20 protein-coding genes and 2 pseudogenes are annotated in these 24,504 nt (G+C 58.8%); 12 read left to right on the top strand and 10 right to left on the bottom strand.

Features of this window, described 5'->3' with window-relative positions; translation table 11 throughout:
- Positions 1-38: 38 nt before the first annotated feature.
- A complete protein-coding gene (glnA, locus tag BN77_RS13250) occupies positions 39-1,448 on the bottom strand; it encodes a type I glutamate--ammonia ligase (protein WP_007532621.1) in 1,410 nt (469 codons plus the stop codon).
- Between the two features lie 57 nt (positions 1,449-1,505).
- Positions 1,506-1,844 (bottom strand): P-II family nitrogen regulator, encoded by a 339-nt coding sequence (locus BN77_RS13245; protein WP_007532619.1) that lies wholly within the window; start codon positions 1,842-1,844, stop codon positions 1,506-1,508.
- A gap of 342 nt (positions 1,845-2,186) precedes the next feature.
- Between BN77_RS13245 and BN77_RS13240 the strand changes: the two genes are divergently transcribed.
- Positions 2,187-3,659: a bifunctional ADP-dependent NAD(P)H-hydrate dehydratase/NAD(P)H-hydrate epimerase gene (locus tag BN77_RS13240; RefSeq protein WP_007532617.1), complete on the top strand. Its 1,473-nt coding sequence runs from the start codon at positions 2,187-2,189 to the stop codon at positions 3,657-3,659.
- 5 nt (positions 3,660-3,664) lie between these two features.
- Here the strand turns inward: BN77_RS13240 and BN77_RS13235 are convergent, their stop codons facing one another.
- The 3 genes from BN77_RS13235 to uvrA are packed head-to-tail and all read right to left on the bottom strand — an operon-like array spanning position 3,665 to position 7,868.
- Positions 3,665-4,471, bottom strand: a complete 807-nt coding sequence (locus BN77_RS13235) for a DUF72 domain-containing protein (protein ID WP_007532615.1) — start codon at positions 4,469-4,471, stop codon at positions 3,665-3,667.
- Entirely contained in the window at positions 4,468-4,947 is a 480-nt protein-coding gene (locus BN77_RS13230; RefSeq protein ID WP_040677155.1) for a GNAT family N-acetyltransferase, read from the bottom strand. Before BN77_RS13230 ends, BN77_RS13235 begins: the two co-directional genes overlap by 4 nt.
- The gene (gene uvrA, locus BN77_RS13225; protein WP_007532610.1) at positions 4,944-7,868 is read right to left on the bottom strand and encodes an excinuclease ABC subunit UvrA; all 2,925 of its coding nucleotides are present in this window, start codon (positions 7,866-7,868) and stop codon (positions 4,944-4,946) included. The genes BN77_RS13230 and uvrA overlap by 4 nt, the downstream gene beginning before the upstream one ends.
- A 249-nt stretch (positions 7,869-8,117) precedes the next feature.
- Here uvrA and BN77_RS13220 point away from each other — a divergent pair, with 249 nt between their 5' ends.
- A complete protein-coding gene (locus tag BN77_RS13220; RefSeq protein WP_007532608.1) occupies positions 8,118-8,648 on the top strand; it encodes a single-stranded DNA-binding protein in 531 nt (176 codons plus the stop codon).
- A 216-nt stretch (positions 8,649-8,864) separates the two neighbouring features.
- Entirely contained in the window at positions 8,865-9,290 is a 426-nt protein-coding gene (locus BN77_RS13215; RefSeq protein ID WP_007532606.1) for a hypothetical protein, read from the top strand.
- Positions 9,291-9,384: 94 nt separating this feature from the next.
- Here the strand turns inward: BN77_RS13215 and BN77_RS13210 are convergent, their stop codons facing one another.
- Positions 9,385-10,026 (bottom strand): MarC family protein, encoded by a 642-nt coding sequence (locus BN77_RS13210; protein WP_007532604.1) that lies wholly within the window; start codon positions 10,024-10,026, stop codon positions 9,385-9,387.
- Positions 10,027-10,251: 225 nt separating this feature from the next.
- On the opposite strand from BN77_RS13210, the gene gyrA reads away from it, so the two are divergent.
- Positions 10,252-13,035 carry a DNA gyrase subunit A gene (gene gyrA / locus BN77_RS13205; protein ID WP_081593547.1) on the top strand — a complete coding sequence of 928 codons (2,784 nt, stop codon included), beginning with the start codon at positions 10,252-10,254 and terminating at the stop codon, positions 13,033-13,035.
- 68 nt (positions 13,036-13,103) lie between these two features.
- The gene (locus BN77_RS13200) at positions 13,104-13,652 is read left to right on the top strand and encodes a GNAT family N-acetyltransferase (protein ID WP_051177134.1); all 549 of its coding nucleotides are present in this window, start codon (positions 13,104-13,106) and stop codon (positions 13,650-13,652) included.
- Between the two features lie 99 nt (positions 13,653-13,751).
- On the opposite strand, the gene BN77_RS35540 is transcribed toward BN77_RS13200, so the two are convergent.
- The gene (locus BN77_RS35540; protein WP_268871399.1) at positions 13,752-13,886 is read right to left on the bottom strand and encodes a hypothetical protein; all 135 of its coding nucleotides are present in this window, start codon (positions 13,884-13,886) and stop codon (positions 13,752-13,754) included.
- 33 nt (positions 13,887-13,919) lie between these two features.
- Positions 13,920-14,075 carry a hypothetical protein gene (locus BN77_RS34130; protein WP_007532597.1) on the bottom strand — a complete coding sequence of 52 codons (156 nt, stop codon included), beginning with the start codon at positions 14,073-14,075 and terminating at the stop codon, positions 13,920-13,922.
- A gap of 490 nt (positions 14,076-14,565) precedes the next feature.
- Between BN77_RS34130 and coaD the strand changes: the two genes are divergently transcribed.
- From coaD to tgt, 5 genes are all read left to right on the top strand, one after another.
- Positions 14,566-15,060 (top strand): pantetheine-phosphate adenylyltransferase, encoded by a 495-nt coding sequence (coaD, locus tag BN77_RS13190; protein WP_007532593.1) that lies wholly within the window; start codon positions 14,566-14,568, stop codon positions 15,058-15,060.
- Between the two features lie 28 nt (positions 15,061-15,088).
- Positions 15,089-15,658, top strand: a complete 570-nt coding sequence (locus tag BN77_RS13185) for a peptidylprolyl isomerase (protein WP_007532591.1) — start codon at positions 15,089-15,091, stop codon at positions 15,656-15,658.
- A gap of 26 nt (positions 15,659-15,684) precedes the next feature.
- Positions 15,685-16,194 carry a peptidylprolyl isomerase gene (locus BN77_RS13180; protein ID WP_007532589.1) on the top strand — a complete coding sequence of 170 codons (510 nt, stop codon included), beginning with the start codon at positions 15,685-15,687 and terminating at the stop codon, positions 16,192-16,194.
- A 71-nt stretch (positions 16,195-16,265) separates the two neighbouring features.
- A complete protein-coding gene (gene queA, locus BN77_RS13175; RefSeq protein ID WP_007532587.1) occupies positions 16,266-17,348 on the top strand; it encodes a tRNA preQ1(34) S-adenosylmethionine ribosyltransferase-isomerase QueA in 1,083 nt (360 codons plus the stop codon).
- Positions 17,349-18,479 carry a tRNA guanosine(34) transglycosylase Tgt gene (gene tgt, locus BN77_RS13170; protein WP_007532585.1) on the top strand — a complete coding sequence of 377 codons (1,131 nt, stop codon included), beginning with the start codon at positions 17,349-17,351 and terminating at the stop codon, positions 18,477-18,479. It abuts the gene before it with no gap.
- A 144-nt stretch (positions 18,480-18,623) separates the two neighbouring features.
- On the opposite strand, the gene BN77_RS13165 is transcribed toward tgt, so the two are convergent.
- Entirely contained in the window at positions 18,624-19,052 is a 429-nt protein-coding gene (locus tag BN77_RS13165; protein WP_007532582.1) for a DUF4864 domain-containing protein, read from the bottom strand.
- A gap of 652 nt (positions 19,053-19,704) precedes the next feature.
- On the opposite strand from BN77_RS13165, the pseudogene BN77_RS31410 reads away from it, so the two are divergent.
- Together BN77_RS31410 and BN77_RS13150 are read left to right on the top strand one after the other, a co-directional pair.
- A pseudogene (locus BN77_RS31410) lies at positions 19,705-20,397 on the top strand (IS6 family transposase).
- A gap of 245 nt (positions 20,398-20,642) precedes the next feature.
- Positions 20,643-23,204 carry a GcvT family protein gene (locus BN77_RS13150; protein ID WP_007532574.1) on the top strand — a complete coding sequence of 854 codons (2,562 nt, stop codon included), beginning with the start codon at positions 20,643-20,645 and terminating at the stop codon, positions 23,202-23,204.
- 737 nt (positions 23,205-23,941) lie between these two features.
- On the opposite strand, the pseudogene BN77_RS13145 reads toward BN77_RS13150, so the two are convergent.
- Positions 23,942-24,184: pseudogene (locus tag BN77_RS13145) on the bottom strand (helix-turn-helix domain-containing protein); the annotation flags it as partial.
- Positions 24,185-24,504 lie beyond the last annotated feature (320 nt).

Below are 24,504 nucleotides of genomic sequence, written 5' to 3'. Positions count from 1 at the left end.
GGCGAAGCCCCAGCCAAAGCCGGGACCTCGTGTTTTGATCAAGCTGAATAGTACATGTCGTACTCGACCGGATGCGGCGTCATCTCGAAGCGCATCACCTCGGCCATCTTCAACTCGATGAAGGAGTCGATCTGATCGTCGTCGAAGACGCCGCCGGCCGTCAGGAATTTGCGGTCCTTGTCGAGGCTTTCCAGCGCCTCGCGCAACGAGCCGCAGACCGTCGGGATCTTCTTCAGTTCCTTCGGAGGCAAGTCGTAGAGGTCCTTATCCATGGCCTTGCCTGGATGGATCTTGTTCTTGATACCGTCGAGGCCGGCCATTAGCATCGCAGCAAAGGCGAGGTAAGGGTTGGCCAGCGGATCCGGGAAACGAACCTCGACGCGCTTCGCCTTCGGGTTGCTGCCGAATGGGATGCGGCACGAGGCAGAGCGGTTGCGAGCCGAGTAGGCGAGCAGAACCGGCGCTTCATAGCCCGGAACAAGACGCTTATAGGAGTTCGTAGACGGATTGGTGAAGGCGTTGATCGCCTTGGCATGCTTGATGATGCCGCCGATGTAATAGAGGCAGGTTTCGGACAGGCCTGCATATTCATCGCCGGCGAAGGTCGGCTTGCCGCCCTTCCAGATCGACTGGTGCACGTGCATGCCCGAGCCGTTGTCGCCGAAGATCGGCTTCGGCATGAAGGTTGCCGTCTTGCCATAGGCGTTAGCGACTTGGTGCACGACGTACTTGTATATCTGCATCTTGTCGGCGTTGCGGACGAGCGTGTCGAACTTGATGCCGAGTTCGTGTTGAGCAGCTGCCACTTCGTGGTGGTGCTTCTCGACGACGACACCCATTTCGGACAGGACGGTAAGCATTTCCGAACGCATGTCCTGGCAGCTGTCGATCGGTGGAACCGGGAAGTAACCGCCCTTGACGCGCGGACGGTGACCAAGGTTGCCGGTTTCATATTCGGTGTCGTCGTTGGACGGGAGTTCCGTGGAGTCAACCTTGAAGCCGGTATTGTAGGGATCAGCCTTGTAGCGAACGTCGTCGAAGACGAAGAATTCGGCTTCTGGACCAACGAAAACGGTGTCGCCGATGCCCGATGCCTTGAGGTAAGCCTCAGCCTTCTTGGCCGTGCCGCGCGGATCGCGGTTGTATGCTTCACCGGAAACCGGATCGAGAATATCGCACAGAATAACCATGGTGGACTGCGCAAAGAAGGGGTCCATGTGAACCGTTTCCGGGTCCGGCATCAGCACCATGTCGGATTCGTTAATGGCCTTCCAGCCAGCGATCGAGGAACCGTCGAACATGACGCCGTCAGCGAACATGTCCTCGTCAACGCAGACGACGTCCATGGTGACGTGCTGCAGCTTGCCCTTTGGATCGGTGAAGCGCAGGTCCACGAACTTGACATCGTTTTCCTTGATTTGCTTAAGAATTTCGCTTGCGGTCGCCATTAAATAGTTCCTTTATTTGAGATGACGATATTTGGCTCGCCGAAAAGGCGATAAAGATTAGATAGCGTCGATGCCGGTTTCGCCGGTGCGGATGCGGATGACTTCTTCCACATTCGACACGAAAATCTTTCCGTCGCCGATGCGTCCGGTTTGGGCGGCCTTGCGGATCGCGTCAATGACGGCGTCCGCGTTTTCGTCCGCGAGAACGACTTCCACTTTCACCTTTGGAAGGAAATCGACGACATATTCCGCGCCACGGTAGAGTTCCGTATGGCCTTTCTGGCGACCGAAGCCCTTCGCTTCTGTAACTGTAATGCCCTGCAGGCCGACTTCCTGAAGGGCTTCCTTCACCTCGTCGAGCTTGAAGGGCTTGATGATCGCTTCGATCTTTTTCATGAGAAAATGACTCTCCGCTTCTCCCGTTAATAACAGGCTCAGACCTGCTTGCCGTCATGATGCAGTTATCGTGCCAGTTGGGAAGCGGATTTTTCAAAAACCGGCCCTCATCACATACAAAAACCTGCAATCTCGGGGATTTATCGATGATTTTCCGCCATGAATCCTCAAAAATCGACGCGGACGATGAGAATCCGGCATATTTTTCGAAATATTTGCCCGCGCTAATAATCTCCCGAATTCGAACCGCAAGCATCTATTTTGTGCATTTGCCTAGTTTTTGATCTTTGCAGCGCGCAACGAACCGGTTGTTATTTAGGCGATTTCTGTTTCAATGCGCCGATGAACGATGGAATCTCCAAGCTGCTCCTCACTCCAGAAGAAATGACAGCAGTCGATGCCAGGGCGGCCGATTCCGGGATCGACAGCTATGCCCTTATGGAGCGAGCGGGAGAGGCGGTCGCAGCCACCTTGTTGCGTCATTTTCCCGCCGTCCTTCGCGCCGCCGTTCTTTGCGGGCCGGGCAACAATGGTGGTGATGGCTATGTCGCGGCACGACACCTAAACGAGAGCGGCGTTGTCGTGGACGTATTCCAGATGGGGGAACCGACGAGGCTCAAGGGAGATGCCGCTCGGGCTAGGGACAATTTCCCGGCCGCCCCACAATCTCTAGAGTCCTATCAGCCGAGGAACGGCGATGTGATCATCGACGCCATCTTTGGGGCTGGTCTTGCCCGGAATGTCCCGGCTGGTGTTCGCGACGTGATCGAACGGGTAAACGGGACAAATGTGCCGGTGATTGCCGTCGATCTACCATCTGGCGTCGACGGTCGCACCGGATCCGTCCGTGGCGCGGCGTTTGTGGCAGATAGGACGGTCACCTTCATGACGAGAAAACCCGGGCATCTCTTGATGCCGGGGCGCGAGCTCTGCGGTGAACTCGAAGTCTTTGACATTGGTATACCCAGTCGCATCATCCACGCCGAGAAAAAACAACAGATCGCCGAGAACGGACCCGAACTTTGGCGCCGGGCGCTACCATCGAACAGGCTTGGAACACATAAATATAAGCGCGGTCACCTCGTCGTCTTCTCCGGTGAAGCGAGCAAGACCGGCGCGGCGCGGATGTCGGCTATGGCGGGGCTGAAAGCAGGGGCAGGGCTTGTCACAATCGCCGCGCCCAAAGACGCCGTCGGGGAGAATGCGGCCCATCTCACGGCGATCATGCTGCACGCGATCGAGGACGAGGCCGCGCTCAGCGATTGGCTACATGACGAGCGGCTGCAGACGTTCGTTCTTGGTCCAGGTTTCGGCGTTGGCGAGAAGGCACGTCGGTTCGTCGCCTTATTGTCCGAGCGACAACTCGTGCTGGATGCGGACGGGCTCTCCTCATTCAAGGATGCGCCTGACGAACTGTTTTCACGGTTTTCCGGCATACCGCGACTGGTGATTACGCCACACGAGGGCGAGTTCAGCCGGGTGTTTCCTGACATCGCGGCCGACACAGCAATTGGCAAGATCGAAAAGGCGCAGGCTGCAGCGGCGCGGGCAAACGCTGCCATCGTCTACAAAGGAGCTGACACCGTCATCGCCTCGCCTGATGGTAGAGCATATATCAACACCAATGCGCCTGTTTGGCTTGCGACTGCAGGATCCGGCGACGTTCTTGCGGGGATCATCGGCGCACTCATGGCCCAGGGTGTTCCTGCGTTCGAGGCAGCGGCGGCCGGCGTCTACATGCATGGAGAAGCCGGCTTGCTCGGCGGCAAAGGCTTGACAGCGGAAGAACTGGCGACGCAGGTCCGTCCGCTCTGACGACGCTATCGCGACACCGCTTCCTGTAGTGCCATGGCCCCAAAAGGTGCATTGACCTTGCCTTCATGAATAATAAAGGCAAAGACCTCCCGCGGCTCGGTGGCGACCTTGCGATCGCCATCGACCAGAGGCAGATCGCCGGGCACCTTGCCATCCGCCCAGGTTTCAAGGCGCCTGGCCCAGGCCTGCAAATCGCCCGGCGAATAACAGGTCTTGATCTCATCCGACCCTTTCTGAAGGCGCGCATAGACGAAGTCGGCCGTCACATCCGCAATCATCGGATAGTCGAAGTGCTCGGCGCAGACAGGCGCGACCCGGTATTTCGCCAGCAACGTCACGAATTCCGGCACCTTGAACGATTCGTGGCGCACCTCGACGACATGCTGCAAAGGCAAGCCATCCTGCTTGGCAGGCAACAACTTGAGGAAGCCTTCGAAATCATCCGGATCGAACTTCTTCGTCGGCGCGAACTGCCATAAGATTGGGCCGAGGTGGGGGCCAAGCTCCGTCAGGCCCTGGGTCAGAAAGCGCTCCATCGACTCACCAGCCTCTGCCAAGACGCGGCGATTGGTGACGAAACGACTGGCCTTGAGCGAAAAGATGAACCCATCCGGTACATCTGCGGCCCACTTGGCGAAGGTTTCAGGCTTCTGCGAGCTGTAATAGGTGCCGTTGATCTCAATGACCTTCAGCTTGCGACTTGCGTAGTGCAATTCATCCTTCTGCTTCAGGTCCCCAGGATAGAAATGATCCCGCCATGCATCAAAGGTCCAGCCGCCGATGCCGACGCGAATGTTGCCGGATTTCGTCATTCCTTCCTCCCATATCTCGGGCCGCCGACTTTTTTTGCCATATCGACGATCACCCATCCGGGCCTACGCGGATTCTCGCGGCGACCCGTTTCCCGAAAGCCAAATCTTCGATAGAGCGCAATATTCCGTTCCATGCGCGCATTCGTGTAGAGACGAATTTCCGGAAGCCTCCATTCGAACGCCGTATCTTCCGCCCATTTCAGAATAGCAAGACCGTGACCTGCCCCCTGAAATCTTGGGGAAACAGCGATGCTGAAAAGCATCATATGGTCTGCGTGCCCCTCAACGACGGCCAGGCCAGCAAGCTCGCCTTGCACTTCTCTCAGGAAGACCTCGCCGCGATTTATGCGCGGTGCATAATCCTCGGTGACAGGGATTGGCGGACGTCCAAAGAGATGCGTGTAGGGAGCATAGGCTTCGGCGGTCAGCGCTTCGATCGCCCGCAGGTCATCGAGCGTAGCCGCTCTCAACATCATTCCGCTGCCGCCACAGCTTTCCGAACAGGGCGCCGCTCAAGCAACTCCTGCAGGAACTGCCCGGTATAGGACCGCTTCTCCTTGACGATCGCTTCCGGCGTGCCGACCGCGACGATCTCCCCGCCACCATCACCGCCTTCCGGGCCGAAATCAAGAATCCAGTCCGCGGTCTTGATGACTTCGAGATTGTGCTCGATGACGACGACCGAGTTGCCTTGATTGACCAGCTCCTGCAGCATTTCCAAGAGCTTGGCGACGTCATGGAAATGAAGGCCAGTCGTCGGCTCGTCCAAGATATAGAGCGTACGTCCCGTCGATTTCTTCGACAGTTCCTTTGCCAGCTTGACGCGCTGGGCTTCACCACCTGACAACGTATTGGCCTGTTGACCGACCTTGATGTAACCAAGGCCGACATCCTTCAGTGCCTGCAACTTGTCCCGGACAGCCGGGACGGCGGCGAAGAAATCGACGCCTTCCTCTACGGTCATATCGAGCACGTCGGCAATGGATTTGTGCTTAAACGTGACGTCCAGGGTCTCTCTGTTGTAACGCTTGCCATGGCAAACATCGCAGGTGACGTAGACGTCAGGGAGAAAATGCATCTCGATCTTGATGACGCCGTCGCCCTGGCAGGCTTCGCAGCGCCCTCCCTTGACGTTGAACGAGAAGCGACCGGGCTGGTAGCCCCGTGCCTTCGCTTCTGGCAAGCCGGCAAACCAATCGCGGATCGGGGTGAACGCGCCCGTATACGTCGCCGGGTTGGAGCGCGGCGTGCGGCCGATCGGCGACTGGTCAATATCGATGACCTTGTCGATGTGCTCGAAACCGTCGATACGATCATGATCAGCCGGAATTTCGCGGGCTCCCATGACGCGCCGGGCGGCGGATTTATACAGCGTCTCGATCAGGAAGGTGGACTTTCCTCCGCCTGATACACCGGTGACCGCCGTAAAGACGCCAAGTGGGATGGAGGCGGTGACGTTCTTCAGATTGTTGCCGCGGGCACCGACGACCTTGATCTCCTTGCCCTTCTTGAGCTTGCGCCGCTCGTTGGGGACCGGAACGCCCAGCTCGCCGGACAGATACTTTCCAGTCAGCGACTTCGGGTTTGCCATGATTTCCTGGGGCGTGCCGTGGGCGATCACCTGCCCACCATGGATGCCGGCTGCCGGGCCGATATCGACGACATCATCGGCCGTCAGGATCGCGTCCTCGTCATGCTCGACTACAATCACCGTGTTGCCGATATCGCGAAGGTGCTTCAGCGTATCGAGCAGGCGAGCGTTGTCGCGTTGGTGCAGACCGATCGAGGGCTCGTCAAGAACATACAACACACCGGTCAAACCAGAACCGATCTGCGACGCCAACCGGATGCGCTGGCTTTCGCCTCCCGACAGGGTGCCGGAGTTTCGCGACAAACTGAGGTAATCCAGACCGACGTCATTGAGGAAGCGCAGGCGGTCGCGGATCTCCTTGAGAATGCGAACAGCTATCTCGTTCTGTTTGGCGCTCAGTGATTGCGGCAGGACCTCGAACCAGTCACGGGCGACGCGGATCGACATATCGGTCACCTGGCCGATATGTAGCCTGTTGATCTTGACGGCAAGCGCCTCTGGCTTCAGGCGATAACCGCCGCAAGACGGGCAGGGGGCAGCCGACATATAGCGCTCGATTTCCTCGCGCGCCCAGGCCGAATCCGTCTCCTTCCAGCGACGTTCGAGATTGGTGATAATGCCCTCAAAATTCTTGTGCGTGGTATATGAGCGCGCACCATCGGCATAATGGAACTCGATTTTCTCGTCGGTGCCATTCAAGATGACATCCCTGGCCTTATCGGACAGATCGTTCCAACGCGCGCCGAGCTTGAAGCCGTAGTGCTTGCCGAGGGCTTCGAGCGTCTGATTGTAATAAGGAGAGGTCGATTTGGCCCAGGGCGCGATCGCGCCGTCGCGCAACGTGCGCTCGGGCTCTGGCACGATCAGGTTGGCGTCGATCTTCTGCTGGGCGCCCAGGCCGTCGCAGGTCGGGCAGGCGCCCGCTGGATTATTGAACGAAAAGAGCCGCGGCTCGATCTCCGGAATGGTGAAACCCGACACCGGGCAGGCGAATTTTTCTGAAAAGAGTACGCGTTCATGCGTTTCGTTGAGCGACTTGTTGGCAGAGCCGCCAGCTGCCGTTTCTTCCGGCGGCAGTGGTTTGTCTGCGAATTCCGCAACGGCTAGGCCGTCGGCAAGCTTGAGCGAAGTCTCGAAGCTGTCGGCAAGGCGCGAAGCCATATCCGGACGGACGACAATGCGGTCAACCACAACATCGATGTCGTGCTTGTACTTCTTGTCGAGAGCCGGAACGTCCGCGATCTCGTAGAACTGGCCGTCGACCTTGACGCGCTGGAAGCCCTTCTTCATCAATTCCGCCAGCTCTTTTTTGTACTCGCCCTTACGTCCGCGCACCAGCGGCGCAAGAATGTAGAGACGCGTTCCCTCTCCGAATTCGAGCACGCGATCGACCATCTGACTGACCGTTTGGCTCTCGATCGGCAGCCCGGTCGCGGGCGAATAGGGCACGCCGACGCGGGCAAAGAGCAGACGCATGTAGTCATAGATTTCGGTCACCGTGCCGACCGTCGAGCGCGGATTGCGCGAAGTCGTCTTCTGCTCGATCGAAATAGCCGGCGACAGGCCGTCTATCTGGTCGACGTCAGGCTTCTGCATCATTTCGAGGAACTGGCGCGCATAGGCAGAAAGGCTTTCGACATAGCGCCGTTGCCCTTCAGCATAGATCGTGTCGAAGGCAAGCGACGACTTGCCGGAGCCCGAAAGGCCGGTCATGACGATGAGTTTGTTTCGCGGCAGATCGAGATCAATGCCCTTTAAATTGTGCTCGCGGGCGCCGCGGATTGAGATCGTCTTCAGTTCGCTCATCGTCTTCTGCTTCTGTGCTGGAACAAGCCCCTTATTTAGTGATGCCGGCTGGCGAGTCGAGGCTGAATATCCATCCGTTGCAAGGTTTTCGATTCGGTTGACAGGATCGTATAGATAAACTAGAACAAATAAAGAACAAAATTCCTTGTGGATGAATTGGCGGTGGACGCCCATCGCCGGCGGTCTATGGTTTAAGATGAACCGATTGGTTCAAGCGCCGCCTGGCAGGGCGGCAGGTAAGGTGAAAGTATGGCTGGCAGCGTAAACAAGGTAATTCTGATCGGGAACGTGGGCGCCGACCCCGAAATCCGGCGGACCCAGGATGGCCGGCCGATCGCCAATCTTCGTATTGCGACGTCCGAGACATGGCGTGACCGCAACTCCGGTGAACGCCGCGAGAAGACGGAATGGCATACGGTCGTGGTCTTCAACGAAGGTCTCTGCAAGGTTGTCGAGCAGTATGTAAAGAAGGGCGCCAAGCTCTACATCGAAGGCGCGTTGCAGACCCGCAAATGGCAGGATCAGAACGGCCAGGACCGCTATTCGACGGAAGTCGTTCTGCAGGGTTTCAACTCGACTCTGACGATGCTCGACGGTCGCGGCGAAGGCGGAGGCGCAAGCTCGGGCTTCGGCGGCGGCCGTGGCAGCAATGCAGGTGGCGATTTCGGCGGTGGTGGTTATGGCGATGATTACGGCGCGCCGTCACAATCGTCAGGGCGCAGCAGCGGCGGTAGCGGGGGGAACTTCTCGCGCGATCTCGACGACGATATCCCGTTCTGATCGAAGGCTATCACCGACGAGCATCGCGTGACGGCGCGCCGACAGGTGCGCTGTCTGTTTTTAGCTGAGAACCACCGCCGACAAAGACCAGGCGATCTGTTGATCGAAATCGTAGTTGTGCCGGATCGTCTCTAGTCAAAGTGGCAGCATTTCCCTCTCCGAAAGGATAGGCGCCGGTGGATTTTCAAACTAACGGGCCGGCGCGATATTCGCGTCATGAGCGAACCGGATGCCCAATTTGGATCGATAACGGCCAGCACAGCGCGCAGGATGGTCACAGACGATCTCCTGGAGTTAGGCCTGGATCTCGACCGCCTAAGCGAAGATGACCTGAGGCAACTCTGGGCCAAATTCAAGTCCATTCGCGAACGGGAACCGCATCCGCGATCAATCGCGATCCAGATCTTCGTCTGGTATGTCGTCGACAGCAGGCTGTTCAATGCAGGCGCGATGCGCAGATCAGGCGCCATCGGCAGGTCAATTGCAACCATGCGGGCGTGGGCCGATGGCGATCCGGCGCTGGCGTCGGTTGTCGACCGTGAAGCCGAGGCGATAAAACGCTTCCTCTACCAAGTGTTCGAGACTGCCGACGCGCCTCGGCGGACAATCGTGGAAGCGCAGACGCGCCTGCTGAAGGCGTAACCGGGCGCGCGGTGAATTCACTTCGGGTTCCAAGCCGATGCTGTCAAAGTGTCGGAAACGACACGGCTTGGCTCACGGGCGAAGCGCCAACAGCCTATCCAACCGGCATCGTCCCAAGCGTGGACTTCAAGCCATCAACGACGAACTGAGTGGCAAGTGCGGCCAGGATGACGCCGAGAAGGCGGGTCAGAATTGCGCGCCCAGTTACGCCGAGGAAGCGATCGAGCCTGTCGGCGACGAGAAGCGAGAGAAACAGCAGCAACAGATTCGATGCAATGACGATGATCAATTGTACGCGCAAAAGGGAGGTCTGCATCGACCCGGCGATCAGGAGGGTCGCCGAAATGGCTCCAGGACCGGCGATCAGCGGAATCGCCAACGGGAAGACCGAAATGTTGTGGATGTGATCGACGGTAATCGCGGTCGTGCTTGTCTTCTCCTTACGGTCCTGTCGCTTCTCGAACACCATTTCAAAGGCGATCCAGAACAAGAGGAGGCCACCGGCAATGCGGAAGGCGCCGATCGAGATGCCGAGTACCCCGAGCACGCTGGCTCCAAACAGCGCGAAGGCAGAAAGAATGGCGAAGGCGATAATCGAGCCGCGCAGCGCCACCTGCTTTCGCTGGCTGCGGCTCATGCCGGTCGTTAGTCCAAGAAAGATCGGCGCAAGGCCAGGCGGATCGATCGTGACAAGGAGCGTCGTGAAAGCGTTGATCAGTTGGTCGGCGCTTGCCATTGTCTCTCCATGAGCCCATATAAACGCTTGGTTTTTGGCGATTGTGATGCGGAGAAATCAATTTGGCAAATGGCGCTCTCCTGATGGCGTAAATAGTTGCCGTTGGGGCAAAAATTGCCCTCATAAGACCGCAAAAGACTGTTCAAAACCTTTGCCAAAATTGGCGCGGGAACAGCCTTTCCGCTATAAATCTTCAAGTAATTCTAGAAGAGATCGTGATCTGTTTTGACTGAGCAAACACCCCCCGGCGGCGGGAAGCTCCCGCCAGGCATCGAGCCCATCTCCATCATGGAGGAAATGCAGCGGTCGTACCTCGATTACGCGATGAGCGTTATCGTCAGCCGCGCCTTGCCTGATGTCCGCGACGGCCTGAAGCCTGTGCACCGGCGCATCCTCTACGGCATGTCCGAACTGGGCATCGACTGGAACAAGAAATACGTCAAATGCGCCCGCGTTACCGGGGATGTGATGGGTAAATACCATCCGCACGGCAACGCAGCGATCTATGACGCGCTGGCGCGCATGGCGCAGGACTGGTCGCTCCGGCTGCCACTGATCGACGGCCAGGGCAACTTCGGCTCCGTCGATGGCGATCCACCGGCAGCCGAACGCTACACCGAGTGCCGCCTGCAGAAGGCCGCACATTCGCTGCTCGACGATCTCGACAAGGAAACGGTCGACTTCCGCGACAACTACGACGGCACACTCTCTGAGCCAGTCGTCGTTCCCGCCAAGTTCCCGAATCTCCTGGTGAACGGCGCCGGCGGCATTGCCGTCGGTATGGCGACCAACATCCCGCCGCATAATTTGTCCGAAGTCATCGACGGCTGTATTGCGCTGATCGACAATCCCGCGATCGAACTGCCTGAAATCATGCAGATCATTCCCGGCCCGGACTTTCCGACCGGCGCCAAAATCCTTGGCCGCGCCGGCATTCGCTCTGCCTATGAGACCGGCCGTGGTTCGGTGATCATGCGCGGTGTTGCCACCATCGAACCGATGCGTGGTGATCGCGAACAGATCATCATCACCGAGATCCCATATCAGGTGAACAAGTCGACGATGATCGAAAAGATGGCCGAACTGGTGCGCGACAAGCGTATCGAGGGCATCTCCGATCTGCGCGACGAATCCGACCGCCAAGGCTACCGTGTCGTCGTCGAGCTGAAGCGCGACGCCAATGCCGACGTCATCCTGAACCAGCTCTACCGCTACACGCCGCTGCAGACCTCCTTCGGCTGCAACATGGTGGCGCTGAACGGCGGCAAGCCGGAACAGCTGACGCTGCTCGACATGCTCCGTGCCTTCGTCTCCTTCCGCGAGGAAGTCGTTAGCCGGAGAACGAAATTTCTGCTGCGCAAGGCGCGAGAACGGGCTCACGTCTTGGTCGGCCTCGCGATTGCTGTTGCCAATATCGACGAAGTCATTCGCGTCATCCGGCAGGCGCCCGATCCGCAGTCTGCCCGTGAAGAACTGATGACGCGCCGCTGGCCGGCGTCCGACGTCGAGAGTCTGATCCGCCTGATCGACGACCCGCGTCACCGCATCAACGAGGACCTTACGTACAACCTCTCGGAAGAGCAGGCACGCGCCATCCTCGAATTGCGCCTGGCCCGTCTGACCGCGCTCGGCCGTGACGAAATCGGCGATGAACTCAATAAGATAGGCGAAGAGATTAAGGATTATCTTGAAATCTTGTCGTCGCGTATTCGCATCCAGACGATCGTCAAGGAGGAGCTTGCCGCCGTTCGCGACGAATTCGGCACGCCGCGCCGCACCGAGATCATGGACGGCGGTCTCGAGATGGATGATGAGGATCTCATCGCCCGCGAAGACATGGTCGTGACCGTCTCGCATCTCGGCTACATCAAGCGCGTGCCGCTGACGACCTATCGTGCACAGCGCCGCGGCGGCAAGGGCCGCTCCGGCATGACCACGCGCGATGAAGATTTTGTTAGCCAGCTATTCGTTCTCAACACGCATACGCCGGTTCTGTTCTTCTCATCGCGCGGGATCGTCTACAAGGAAAAGGTCTATCGCCTGCCGATTGGCACACCGACGGCGCGCGGCAAGGCGCTCATCAACATGCTGCCGCTGGAGCCCGGTGAACGCATAACGACGATCCTGCCGCTGCCGGAGGACGAGGATAGCTGGGACAAGCTCGATGTAATGTTCTCGACCACGCGCGGAACGGTTCGCCGTAACAAGCTTTCCGACTTCGTCCAGGTCAATCGCAATGGCAAGATTGCGATGAAGCTCGAGGAGGAGGGCGACGAAATCCTCTCCGTCGAGACCTGCACGGAGCATGACGATGTGCTTCTGACGACAGCCCTTGGCCAGTGCATCCGCTTCCCGGTCGATGATGTCCGCGTCTTCGCAGGTCGCAACTCGATCGGTGTTCGCGGTATCAATCTCGGCGATGGCGACCGCATCATCTCAATGACGATTGTCGGGCATGTGGACGCTGAGCCATGGGAGCGCGCTGCCTATCTGAAGCGGGCCGCAAGCGAGCGGCGCCTGACGACGGGTGACGCTGAGGAAATCTCGCTGGTTGGCGAGGAGGTGACCGAGGAAGGTCAATTGAGCGACGAACGCTACGAGGAACTGAAGGCACGTGAGCAATACGTCCTGACGGTTTCCGAAAAAGGCTTCGGCAAACGCTCGTCGTCCTATGACTTCCGGATTTCCGGCCGCGGCGGCAAGGGCATTCGTGCTACCGATACGTCCAAGACGACCGAGATCGGCGAACTCGTTGCCGCTTTCCCGGTTAACGACGGCGACCAGATCATGCTGGTATCCGACGGCGGCCAGCTTATCCGCGTGCCGGTGGGGGGCATTCGTATCGCAAGCCGCGCAACGAAGGGAGTTACCATTTTCTCGACGGCCAAGGACGAGAAAGTGGTATCTGTCGAGCGCATCAGCGAGCCGGAAGAAGAGGCCGAAGACATTGCCGAAAATGGCGACGATATTGCCGCGGCCCAGGAAGGCGCACCCGATGCGGAAGCTTGATGTTTTGAAGTTTTGATCTTGAAAACCGGGCAACTGCCCGGTTTTCTTTTTGGCTTCTCGAAGTGTTGATGCCCCGGGGAACGCGCAGTCGAAGGAGGACCAGATTGATCCGGATTCTCGGGATTGAGGACGTTGCGATCTTTAAAGCCATTCGGCTGGAGGCATTACTCACCGAACCGGCAGCGTTCGCCAGTAGCGTCGAAGACTGGGAAGCGCTATCAGACGACGAATGGCGCACGCGATTGGCTGACGGGCCGATATTTGCGGCCTTCAAGGGTAATGATCCGATTGGCATCATGGGGCTGAGCAGACAACGCGCCAGCAAGATAGCGCACCGTGCGACGCTAATCATGGTCTATGTGCGTGGCAGCGAGAGGGCCGGAGGCCACGCCAGGGAGCTCCTCAATGCGACCGTAGCCTTTGCGCGTAAGAGCGGAATCCGGCAGCTGGAACTCGCGGTCAGTGCAGAGAATACGTCCGCCAGACGATTTTATGAGCGCGAAGGCTTCCACGAGGTCGGGCGCTCTGGCGGCTTCATCCATGACAGCAGGGAAATCGACGACGTCATCATGGTACGGCGCATCAACGATCACGAGAATGTCGGATTGCACCGTTAAACGACAGCGACCAGTATTATCTTCAGGTATGAGAAAGGCCGGATGACAGGTCATCCGGCCTTGTGCGGTCAAGACGCATCCCCAGAACAACGACAGTGGCTAGAACCAGCTGTGCTTTCCATCGACCCTCTTTGCCTCTTCGTTTTCATGGCGAAGGGCGGCGATGGTGGATGCCACGGACACGACAAACATAATGCTGATAAGGGCGGTTAGCACTGTTAGTATCGTGAACATGAGCAATCCTCCTGGGCGTTGCGTTCACGTTCCTTAGTACTGGCTCGTTATCGCCGCACGTGCAGACGCATAGGGACCATATACCTTGGACGCATCCACTTTCTGATCATAGAGCGCGACAGTCGCTGCAAGCATACCGGTCATCATTACCATCCAGACAGCATTAATCATGGTAACTTTATTGGGCATATTTTCTTCCTTGTGCGGCAAGTCGCATTACGCTGGTTGAGTGAACGCATGCGTGCGAGAATGGTTCCAGGGCTATTGATCGGTCGTTTACCAAGGCCGATCTGAAGCGACTTTGAATGCGCCGTTCATCTGGCGTTCAGAATTCTTAATCGGTTTAAAAGCCACGTTTCCCGTCGCACGCACGATTGCGTGATGTTTCCGGAGGCTAGGCCGAACCCAGCTTGTATCCTGGATATCCCGTACGTACCCGCAGAGAAATTCGGCAAGCAGCGAGACGACGACAGCGATTGCAACGAGGATGATCAGCATGAGCGTTTCCGGGGAGAACCGATGCCGGAATTGACATCGGCTGTTGACGCTCTCCGTTATAGACATTCCGTCTGAAGCCGCCTTGAATGCCTCATTCATCAGCCGTTCAGCCAAAGGGCAAATAACTTGCGGGCGGACTTCATCCATGACAAAAGGTCGGCGAAACAAATGGCTAGGCCAAATGACGACAGCTTTTTACCCTGGGTCGTTCGACCCGATCACCAACGGACATCTGGATGTTCTTATCCAGGCGCTGAGCGTTGCATCCAAAGTTATCGTCGCGATCGGCATCCATCCTGGCAAAACGCCGCTCTTTTCCTTCGACGAAAAGGCGGATCTCATTCGTCGGTCGCTGGCTGAAGCACTGCCTGAAAAGACGGGCGATATCTCGGTCGTTGCCTTCGACAACCTCGTCGTCGATGCCGCGCGCTCCCATGGAGCGGCGCTTTTGATCCGCGGCCTGAGGGACGGAACAGATCTCGACTATGAAATGCAGATGGCCGGGATGAACCGCCAGATGGCACCCGACATTCAAACGATCTTTCTGCCCGCCGGAACGGCCTCACGGCCCATAACCGCCACATTGGTCCGGCAAATCGCTGCCATGGGAGGCGATGTCAGCGCCTTTGTGCCGGCTGCCGTCTTAAAAGCCCTTCAATCCAAGCGCAAATCCTAGGCGATCACGTCGCCGCAATGGAGCCAACATGAAACTTTTTTCTTTCGCATTTGCAGCCGTGCTTTCTCTTGCCTCGTTTGCTGGCGGCGCATTCGCCCAATCGGGCAACACGCTGACGATCCAGCTCAAGGATGGCCCGGTCGTGATTCAGCTTATGCCTGAAGTCGCTCCGAAGCATGTCGCCCAGATCGAAGCGCTTGCCAAGAAGGGCGCGTATGACAACGTCGCCTTCCATCGCGTCATTGAAGGCTTCATGGCGCAGACCGGCGACGTGAAGTTTGGCAACATGGAAAAGGGTTTCGATGCGAGCCGTGCCGGTACCGGCGGCTCCGATCTGCCTGACCTGCCGGCCGAATTCTCAAAGACGCCTTTCGTTCGTGGTACGGTCGGCATGGCCCGCTCGCAGGATCCGAACTCCGCAAACTCCCAGTTCTTCATCATGTTTGCTGACGGCTCCTTCCTCAACGGCCAGTACACAGTTGTCGGCAAGGTTGTCTCCGGCATGGAGAACGTCGACAAGATCAAGCGCGGCGAGGGCCAGAACGGCGAAGTCAGCAATCCCGACCGGATGATCAAGGTCACCGTCGGAAGCAAGTAAGTTTCAAGACAAGTAGGAGAAGAAGAATGGCCGAGATCAAGGATCCCGAAAACACCATCATCCTGGAAACCACCAAGGGTAAGGTTGTCATCCAGTTGCTGCCGGAAGTGGCCCCGGGGCACGTTGCCCGCATCAAGGAACTCGCTCGCGAGAAGGCGTATGACAACGTGGTCTTCCATCGTGTCATCAACGATTTCATGGCGCAGACCGGCGACGTGAAGTTCGGCAAGAAGGGTGGCGAAAGCTTTAACCCCAGCCGCGCCGGCATGGGCGGTTCCGAAAAGCCGGACCTCAAGGCTGAATTCTCGGCAGTCAGCCATGTTCGAGGCACCTGCTCGATGGCCCGCTCGCAGAACCCGAACTCGGCCAACTCGCAGTTCTTCATCTGCTTTACGGATGCTCCCTGGCTGAACAAGCAGTACTCCGTCTGGGGCCAGGTCATCGAAGGCATGGACAACGTCGACAAGATCAAGAAGGGCGAGCCGGTTGTCGATCCGGACTCGATCGTCTCGATGCGGGTTGCTGCTGACGTCTGATTGTGATTTCTGCTGAAACCCGCCCTTGCGCGAAAGCGTGGGGCGGGTTTCGCTTTGCCCGGATTTGAGTGATGCGCGTAGACCTCTTCGATTTCGACCTGCCTGATGAACGGATTGCGTTGCGGCCTGCCGAGCCGCGCGATAGCGCGCGCCTTCTCGTCGTCGATCCGGCCGGTGCGGTACAGCTATCCGACTATCGGGTCAGCGATCTGCCTGCCTTCCTGAGGGCAGGCGACGCGCTCGTCTTTAACGATACCAAGGTGATCCCGGCGCAACTCGAGGGCGTCCGTCACCGTGACGGCGCCGGCGGTCAGCAGGTTTCGGCGACACTTCATATGCGCATCGGCGCCAGCCGCTGGAAGGCCTTCGCCAAACCCGGCAAGCGCATCAAGATCGGCGATCGTATCTCGTTCGGCCATGACGGCAGCAGTTGCCTGCTCGGCAAACTCGAATGCACCGTCGAGGAAAAGGGCGAGGGCGGGGAGGTCACACTTGCATTCGATCTTTCCGGACCGATCCTCGACGAGGCCATCCATTCGGTCGGACATATTCCGCTGCCGCCCTACATCGCCGCCAAGCGCGCCGAGGATGAGCGCGACCGCGCCGACTACCAGACGATTTATGCCCGCGAGGAGGGTGCCGTCGCCGCCCCGACGGCCGGGCTTCACTTCACGCCGGCGCTTTTCGAAGCCATCGACAAGGCGGGTGTCGAGCGGCATTTCGTAACGCTGCATGTCGGGGCCGGCACCTTCCTGCCTGTGAAGGCCGACGATACCGAAGATCACAAGATGCATCTCGAGAGTGGCTATGTCAGCGCCGAGACGGCGGCGAGCCTCAATGCCGTCAGGGCAAGGGGCGGACGCATCATCTGCGTCGGCACGACTTCACTGCGGCTGATCGAAAGTGCTGCGCAGGAGAACGGCGAGATCCGCGCTTGGGCCGGTGCTACCGGCATCTTCATCACGCCGGGCTACCGCTTCAAGACGGTCGACGTGCTCATGACGAACTTCCATCTGCCTCGCTCGACACTGTTCATGCTCGTTTCGGCCTTCGCAGGCTTCGAGACGATGCAGGTCGCTTACAAGTACGCGATTTCGACGGGCTACCGCTTCTATTCCTATGGCGATTCGAGCCTTCTTTTCCGGAAAGACTAAATGACCGAGAAATTTCAGTTCACTCTCAAGAAGACCGACGCCGGTGCTCGCCTTGGCGAAGTCTCGATGCCGCGCGGCACTATCCGCACGCCGGCCTTCATGCCCGTCGGTACCGTCGGCACCGTCAAGGCGATGTATCTCGACCAAGTTCGTGACACCGGGGCCGATATCATCCTCGGCAATACCTACCATCTCATGCTGCGCCCGACGGCCGAGCGCGTCGCGCGCCTCGGCGGCCTGCACAAGCTGATTCGCTGGGAGCATCCAATCCTGACCGATTCCGGCGGGTTCCAGGTGATGTCGCTTTCTGGCCTCCGCAAGCTCGACGAACAGGGAGTGACGTTCAAGTCGCATGTCGACGGCAGCCTGCATCATATGTCTCCGGAGCGCTCGATCGAGATCCAAGGATTGCTCGATTCAGACATCCAGATGCAGCTCGACGAATGCGTGGCACTTCCTGCGGAACCCCGCGAGATCGAGCGCGCCATGGAGCTTTCGCTGCGCTGGGCGGAGAGATGCAAGGTCGCATTCGGCAATCAGCCCGGCAAGGCAATGTTCGGCATCGTGCAGGGCGGGGATGTGCCCGCGCTGCGCATCCGGTCGGCGGCAGCACTGACCAATCTCGACCTCAAGGGCTATGCCGTTGGTGGTCTCGCTGTCGGCGAACCACAAGACGTCATGCTGAAGATGCTTGAGGAAACGCTGCCGGTCCTACCAACCGAAAAACCGCGATACCTCATGGGCGTCGGCACGCCTGACGACATTTTGAAGTCCGTTGCCCGCGGCATTGATATGTTCGACTGCGTTATGCCGACCCGTTCGGGCCGGCATGGGCTTGCTTTTACACGTCGAGGCAAAGTCAACATCCGCAATGCCCGCCACGCCGAGGATATGCGACCGCTCGACGAGCAGTCGAACTGCCCGGCATCGCGTGACTACTCGCGTGCCTATCTGCACCACCTCGTGCGTGCCAATGAGGCACTCGGCGGCATGCTGCTGTCCTGGCACAATCTCGCCTACTATCAGGAGTTGATGCAGGGCATTCGCAAAGCGATATCCGAGGGCCACTTCGCCAATTTCATGGCGGAGACCATGGAGGAATGGGCGAGGGGCGACCTCGATCCCGTCTGAGCTGCCTCAAGCTTCGGGCAAACTGGCGTAGGCAAAGCGTCTGCGGCGGGACCGCCGCACATATAGACGCTAATCACCGTGACCTCGGCGACCTCCTCACAGGTGGCGCCGTACGGAAAATCGGACGTGCTTTCCGGAGTTGCTTTAGATGCCTTTGCTCTGCGTATTTGGCACGATCTGCACGCCGTTAATCTTGTAGCTTCCATCAGGCTGACGCGCCACCTGGTAGATCGCGGTCCAATCCTTGCCGTCGCGGCCTGATATCAGTACCTCGTGATAGATCATTGCGCCGTTGTCGATCGAGCGGCTTCGGCCGAAGGCATAGTTGCCTGGATGGTAGACCGGCTCGTAGCTCTTCTTGACCATTGCGAAGAAGACATTCTTGTCGGGATAGATCGCCTTAATCGCGGGCGCGGCAAAGGAATAGGCCGTGTCGACATCGTCATTCAGGAACGCCTTGATCTGCGCCTCGATCATCGTGCGCGTCGTGTCGATCGGATCTTCGGCTCGAGCGGTCGCAAATAAAACAAAGGACGCGGCACACAGAATGAAAACTGCGAGAAAGACGCGCATGGCAACGGCTCCGTTGCTGTCCTAGGGAATTGTAGGGCGATCTACGCACAAAGAAAGAGCGCGGATCAGTGGTCGCTCCAATTGGAGTGGCTTACCGGAGCGCCAGTGCGCATCCGCTGCAGCAGACGACGCACCTGGCGCGTGCTCAGATCAAGCACATGCGCCCGCCGACACGCATGAGATGGCAATGCACGTTCTCCCTATGATATGGCCGACATGTGGAAGGCCAGCTGACGCCGCCGGAATCTTTTGCCGGCCGATTTCTTTAGAGGCTAGGTACTAGGGCAGATGACAAATCCAAGCGCGGCGCGGCTGATCCGGCCGCGTTTCCGCGAGCGAACCTTGCGATCGCCTATTTCGCGAAGAAACACGGTATCAAGAAAGAGGCTGCGCTTGAAGTTGTCAAAAAGCATAGCGGGAACCGCGAAGCCGCTGACGCTACAGCAACCGAAAAAATAGCCCCTGCGACAGTGCCTTCTGGCGCCGCGCAAGGACCTTCGGATCGTCCATGATATCCGTCCGGACCGCCACAGGCGCGATGAACCGCAAGTTCGTGCACTGGGCCTGCACTGGGCCGCCGTTCACTTTCATTGGCTCGGCTACACATCCGAAGACCTGTACAGGTGTTGTCACATTGATTTTTCGCCAGTCGATTGCGGTAGTCCGGCAGGATGAACAGCGCGACCCGACCTACAAGAATCGTCGCTTCCCTATTGAAATCCTCGCCCGTGCAATCTGGCTGTATTTCCGGTTCAATGTCAGCCTGCGCGAAGTCGAGGAAATGATGCTGGAGCGCGGTGTGGCAGTCTCGTATGAAACGATCCGCCGATGGTATAGGTCGCACGGTTCCATGATCACAGCGCGGCTGGACCGCAAATCGCCTTCTTCCAGCGACGTGTGGCTCTCGACGAGGCTGTGGCGCGAATCGGAGGTAGAAATTGCTGGCTGTGGCGCACCGTGAATCAAGACGGATATGTCCCGGATAAAATCGTTCAGATTCGCCGCAACACCAAGGCAGCCAAGCGATTTCTGGTCCGTTTGCTGAAGAAAAAGGGCAAGGCGCCCAAGCGCATCATCACCGAAAAGCTGCGATCCTATGGCGCCGCCCGGCGTCAGGTCATGCCCGCCGCCGAGCATCGCTGAACAACAGGGCCGAGAATTCGCAGCGTGAACGACCCGGCAAGGATTTCGGTCGATCGGGTCGCTACAACAATTTGTCTCGATCTTCTCAGCCGTCCGAAACCATTTCGTTCCCGCCAAGTCAAATCGCCCCGCTGTCCAGATCCGATCCTTCCGCCAAGCCGCGACTACCCAATGGAGGATGGCCGCGCTGCAACTCGCCTGAAATCCACCTTGCGGCTCCATGCGTCCCCACGTCAAACAATGTGACAGTACCTCTCCCGGTGAGGCAATATATGGGTCAATTTCTCGCTTCGCTTGACAGCGCGATTGCGCCGATGTCGCGGGGGGCGGAGCCAATGACGATCATGAGCTGTCCAACACCGTGGTTTTTATGCGAAGAGGTCTGACCGAGAATTGAAATGAATGTGGCGTGGCACATTCGTCGAAGAACTGAGAAGGAACCGGTACGTGGCGGAATTTCCAAGCAAGGCAAAAGTTGTCATTATCGGTCTCGGCGGCATCGTCGGCGCCTCGATCGCGCATCACCTGATCGAACGCGGATGGGACGGCATCGTCGGCATCGACAAATCGGGCATCCCAACTGACATCGGCTCGACCGCCCACGCCTCCGACTTCTGTTACACCACCAGCCACGACTATCTCTCGGTCTGGACCACCCAGTATTCGATCGACTTCTACGAGAAGATGGGCCACTACTCCCGCATCGGCGGCCTTGAAGTCGCTCGCACAGGCGATGACCCCTGGATGGAAGAGATCAAGCGCAAGCTCACCTCCGCCAAGGCCTTCGGCACCAACGCCCGCTACGTGTCCCCCGCAGAGATCAAGGAAATGTTCCCGCTGATCGAGGAAGATCAGGTCCAGGGCGGCATGTTCGATCCCGACGCCGGCCTCGTCATCCCACGCTCGCAGACCGTTGCCGGCAAGCTGGTTGATGCAGCCGAGAAGTCCGGCAAGCTCACGATATTCGGCAACACGCCGGCCCAGTCGCTGATCGTCGAAGGCGGCCGCATCAAGGGCGTCGTCACCCATCGCGGCACCATCATGGCCGACCACGTCATCGTCTGCGCCGGCCTCTGGGGCCGCCTGATCGCCGAGATGGTCGGCGAGGACCTGCCCGTCATGCCGGTCGATCACCCGCTGACCTTCTTCGGCCCCTACAACGAGTTCGAAGGCACCGGCAAGGAAATCGGCTTCCCGTTGCTGCGCGACCAGGGCAACTCGGCCTATATGCGCGACACCGGCGACCCGAAGACGACGGAAGGCGGCCAGATCGAGTGGGGCTATTACGAAACCACCAATCCGCGCATGTGCCACCCGCGCGAACTGCTCGAGAAGCATGAAGCTCGCCTCTCGCCCTCGCAGCGCGACCTCGAAATGGAGCAGATCCTCGAGCCGCTCGAAAAGGCCATGGAACTGACGCCGATCCTCGGCGAACTAGGCTATAACGAAAGCCACTCCTTCAACGGCCTGTTGCAGGTCTCCGCCGCCGGCGGCCCTTCCTGCGGCGAGAGCCAGAAGGTGCGCGGCCTCTGGTACTGCGTCGCCATCTGGGTCAAGGACGGCCCGGGCTACGGCAAGCTGATCGCCGACTGGATGACCGACGGCCGCACCGAGATCGACCATAACTCGATCGACTATGCCCGCTTCTACCCGCACCAGCTTACCGAGGAATTCATCGCCGGCCGCTGCTACGAGGCCGCGCAGAAGATCTACTTCCCCGCTGTACACACCCGCGAGCCCTATGCCTCCGGTCGCAACGCCAAGCGCTCGCCCTTCTACGAGCGCGAGAAGGAACTCGGCGGCTACTTCATGGAGCTCGGCGGCTGGGAGCGTGCCCACGGCTACAAGGCCAACGAGCACCTTCTGGAGAAATATGGCGACCGTGTTCCGGTGCGCGAAAACGAATGGGACAACCGCCACTTCTGGCGCGTCTCCAATGCCGAGCACCTGGCGATGAGCGAGGATTGCGGAATCGTCAACCTCAGCCACTTCCACATGGTCGACCTCGAAGGCCCCGATCATGTCGAGCTCTTGGAATGGCTCTGCGTCGCCAAGATCGGTGGTGACGCCAATATCGGCAAGGGGATCTACACCCACTTCCTCGATGACGAGGGCATGGTGCGCGCCGACTTCACCGTCATCCGCATGGCCGACCGTTGCCGCCTGATCAACGGCGCCGATGCCGGCCCGCGCGACTTCCACTACATGAAGCGCGTGGCCGAGGATCGCGGTCTCGACGTCACCATCACCGACGTCTCGGAAAAATTCATCACCATCGGCATCTGGGGTCCGAACGCCCGCGACACGCTGAAGAAGGTCGTGGCCGATCCGGCTGCGCTCGACCCCGAAAACTTCGCCTTCGCGGCCATCAAGCCGGTCGAGATCGCGGGCAAGATGGTCACCGCCTTCCGCATTTCCTATGTCGGCGAGCAGGGCTGGGAACTGCACATGAAATACGAGGACGGCCTCGCCGTCTGGGACGCGCTGCGCGCCACTGGGGTCATGCCGTTCGGCGTCGAGACCTACGCCAACTCGCGCCGCATGGAAAAGTCGCTGCGTCTGCAGAACGCCGACCTGCTCACCCAGTATAACTTGCTGGAAGCCGACCTCGCCCGTCCGAAGGTAAAGGAAGCCGATTTCCGCGGAAAGGCCAAGCACCTGGAATACAAGGCGCGCGAACACCAGCCGGCGATGCTTTGCACGCTCGTCATGACCGAGAACACCGACAGCAAGGGGGTCAAACGCTACCCCGTCGGCTCCATGCCGGTCATGGACCCGGAAACCGGTAAGACGCTTGTCGATAGCGTCGGCCGCATCTCCTACACCACCTCCGTCGCCTACGGTCCGACGGTCGGCAAGAACATCGCGCTCGCCTATCTCCCACATGAATACTGCCAGGTCGGCCGCAAGCTGAATGTCGAGTACTTCACCGAGACCTACCCGGTTGAAGTCATCAGCGTCGGCTACAAGCCGATCTACGACCCGGAAAACCTGAAGCCGCGCACGTGATTGCGATTTCGGGACAAATGATCTGAGGGAAAGGTGCGGCGGTTGGCGCCAATGGCGCCGCCACTGATATCGGCATCGACCGGCGGCAGTCGGATCATCCGTTCAAGGACGAGATCGCGGGGCCATCACTTCCTGCTGCTCGGCCACCGGGTTGAACGCGCCCGAAGTCCGTTCCGAGGGGCACTTGACCCATCTGGGCAAGGTGCCGCTGGTTCAGATCCCTTCAAGACCGCAGATCAGTTGCAATCAAGTGCGGTCATGATCCTTGGTGCTTGATGTCGGTTGAGGCGAGCGGGGAGGGGCTTCCGAATTCCGCCAAACAGCGCACGCTTGTTCCCACGGCGACGCTGCTAGGGCGAGCGCGAAGCCCACTAGATCTACGCCTCGTTTCCATCACTGGAAGCCATAAGCCAAGCGTTGGACGATGCAGAAGGGTGGTCGATTACAGGGCTTGCCGCCCCAGGCAATGCCAAACATGATGCTTGGAAGACGGCGCCGCTGAGGACGGGCCCGTGATGATCGTTCCTCCCGGACACGGAGGGCATCAGTCCGTGGTCATCGAGCAGGACACGCGGCCTGCAACGAGCGAGCCCCACTCGAATGGGCCGTGGACGGCGAGCTGGGAACTACCGCGACCATTAGTATTGGGCGCGGCGCCTTCGTGAACTTTGCCGACGACACAACGTGGTCACGCAGTTCGCCCATGACCCGGAGAGCCACGCTCGATTGGGCAGAAGCAATTCACGGGCGCGTAGCCCGCGAACGCCTTGTTGGACGTCGCAGGCTTCAACCGTGCTGTAGTAGCCGTCGTAGTCCGGCAGTTCACGATCGCGAAACGTGTTGCGCTTGATCTCGCGGTAAATCGTCGAGCGGTGACGGCCAAGCTGACGGGCCATTTCGTTGACGGGAACTTTTGCCGCCACTAGCTGATGTAGGCGTCGTCGGTCGGCGAGAGCAAGCTGCGTATAGCATCGGGACATGCCAAAATCTCCAAAGTGAAGCCGTTGAAATCATTGGCATGTCGCAGTTGAAAATAGAATGTGCCCGGCTACATCAGATGTCAAAGCTGACTAGAGGCGCGACATTGTCAGCCAGTTAGAAACGCGACACTTGCTCTGACGATCAGCCCCCGATCCGGCCGGCTGGGCCGGGTTGCAAGGGAAGGGAGGGGGCGGGTGATAACATACCCCTTCGGCTTTGGCTTTGAGAGTATTCCATCAACCCTTCATTCCGCAGCATCAAGCCGCGACAGTGCCTTCTGACGCCGCGCAAGCACCGCCGGATCGTTCATGAAATCCTG

It is taken from the genome of Rhizobium mesoamericanum STM3625 (assembly GCF_000312665.1).
In the GTDB taxonomy this organism is placed as follows: Bacteria; Pseudomonadota; Alphaproteobacteria; order Rhizobiales; family Rhizobiaceae; genus Rhizobium; species Rhizobium mesoamericanum.
The sequence above is the reverse complement of the archived record's forward strand: the minus strand, read 5'-3'. Positions and strand labels throughout refer to the sequence as shown.

Coding starts and splice junctions, on each gene's coding strand:
- BN77_RS13180 (WP_007532589.1), top strand. CDS start 15,685: ATGGCCGAGATCAAGGATCCCGAAAACACCATCATCCTGGAAACCACC.
- uvrA (WP_007532610.1), bottom strand. CDS start 7,868: ATGAGCGAACTGAAGACGATCTCAATCCGCGGCGCCCGCGAGCACAAT.
- BN77_RS13230 (WP_040677155.1), bottom strand. CDS start 4,947: ATGATGTTGAGAGCGGCTACGCTCGATGACCTGCGGGCGATCGAAGCG.
- BN77_RS13165 (WP_007532582.1), bottom strand. CDS start 19,052: ATGCGCGTCTTTCTCGCAGTTTTCATTCTGTGTGCCGCGTCCTTTGTT.
- BN77_RS13210 (WP_007532604.1), bottom strand. CDS start 10,026: ATGGCAAGCGCCGACCAACTGATCAACGCTTTCACGACGCTCCTTGTC.
- BN77_RS13200 (WP_051177134.1), top strand. CDS start 13,104: ATGCCCCGGGGAACGCGCAGTCGAAGGAGGACCAGATTGATCCGGATT.
- BN77_RS13245 (WP_007532619.1), bottom strand. CDS start 1,844: ATGAAAAAGATCGAAGCGATCATCAAGCCCTTCAAGCTCGACGAGGTG.
- BN77_RS34130 (WP_007532597.1), bottom strand. CDS start 14,075: ATGCCCAATAAAGTTACCATGATTAATGCTGTCTGGATGGTAATGATG.
- BN77_RS13220 (WP_007532608.1), top strand. CDS start 8,118: ATGGCTGGCAGCGTAAACAAGGTAATTCTGATCGGGAACGTGGGCGCC.
- glnA (WP_007532621.1), bottom strand. CDS start 1,448: ATGGCGACCGCAAGCGAAATTCTTAAGCAAATCAAGGAAAACGATGTC.
- BN77_RS13235 (WP_007532615.1), bottom strand. CDS start 4,471: ATGACGAAATCCGGCAACATTCGCGTCGGCATCGGCGGCTGGACCTTT.
- BN77_RS13240 (WP_007532617.1), top strand. CDS start 2,187: ATGAACGATGGAATCTCCAAGCTGCTCCTCACTCCAGAAGAAATGACA.
- queA (WP_007532587.1), top strand. CDS start 16,266: ATGCGCGTAGACCTCTTCGATTTCGACCTGCCTGATGAACGGATTGCG.
- coaD (WP_007532593.1), top strand. CDS start 14,566: ATGACGACAGCTTTTTACCCTGGGTCGTTCGACCCGATCACCAACGGA.
- tgt (WP_007532585.1), top strand. CDS start 17,349: ATGACCGAGAAATTTCAGTTCACTCTCAAGAAGACCGACGCCGGTGCT.
- BN77_RS13215 (WP_007532606.1), top strand. CDS start 8,865: ATGAGCGAACCGGATGCCCAATTTGGATCGATAACGGCCAGCACAGCG.
- BN77_RS13185 (WP_007532591.1), top strand. CDS start 15,089: ATGAAACTTTTTTCTTTCGCATTTGCAGCCGTGCTTTCTCTTGCCTCG.
- BN77_RS35540 (WP_268871399.1), bottom strand. CDS start 13,886: ATGTTCACGATACTAACAGTGCTAACCGCCCTTATCAGCATTATGTTT.